This window comes from Treponema endosymbiont of Eucomonympha sp., assembly GCF_001028545.1.
This window is the reverse complement of the sequence record NZ_BBPW01000300.1, coordinates 1-785: the sequence shown is the minus strand read 5'-3', so window position 1 is coordinate 785 and position 785 is coordinate 1. Positions and strand designations below refer to the sequence as shown.

Below are 785 nucleotides of genomic sequence, written 5' to 3'. Positions count from 1 at the left end.
ATCTTTTCATTTTTGCCGACATAGCCCAGTTTCCGCGCATAAGCGGCGATAGTCTCGGGGTCATATTTAAGCGCATTGTACTCTGCGTTCAGTTCGTCGTTGGTGCGCTCCAGTTCTTCTGCACGCAGACTCATCCGTTGCTTTTGCGCGTTCAGCTGCTTTTGCGCGGCAAAGCCGTCCCTGCCGACCGAAACCGACAACGCTACGTACACAGCCGTTCCCAGCCATAGTGCAGCAAGCGCATTTATTTTGCTCATAGTTTATTTACGGCACATTACCGCCTTCTCACCATATATCCTGCGGGGGAGCGACCGAGTTTGCCGCATGGCGGCAAAGCCTGATTGCTGCAGGGCGCTCATTGCTGCCGGTTCCCGTCGAACGCCTTATTCCGGCTCCGCGCCGAGCGCGCGAAGCACCGCGGCGATTTTGTCGGAGCTGGCAAGCGCTTCCGCCAACACGGGGTGGTTTTCCAAGAGCGCGCCGAGCTTCTCAAGCTGTTCGAGCGACGAGCGGCTTTGAGCACCGTCCGCCGCGCTGTTGTCCGGGGCGGCAATTTCCCGCCGACGCGCCGCGTCCCGGTCGAGCACAAGGCGGTAGCGCGTCATATCGGGCAGATTCAGTTCCGTTACCGACACGGATTCAAACTCGGCGAAGGGGAACAGCCCGCTGCCGTTGAGCGCGCCGACGATTGCCCGCGTGTCCGCGAGCGGGATTCCGGTGCGCGGCGGGTTCCGAATCGACTCGGCAAGGACGCTGTCCGCCGCCCGCTCCGCCCCTTCGGCGCT

Annotated in this window: 2 protein-coding genes; both read right to left on the bottom strand. The window is 61.5% G+C overall.

Translation table 11 applies throughout. From position 1 onward, the window contains the following. On the bottom strand, positions 1–257 hold a 257-nt coding region (locus AWU74_RS06685; protein WP_162504969.1), incomplete at its 3' end, for an FtsB family cell division protein. A 126-nt stretch (positions 258–383) separates the two neighbouring features. Further along, on the bottom strand, positions 384–785 hold a 402-nt coding region (locus AWU74_RS11870), incomplete at its 5' end, for a hypothetical protein (protein ID WP_187150911.1).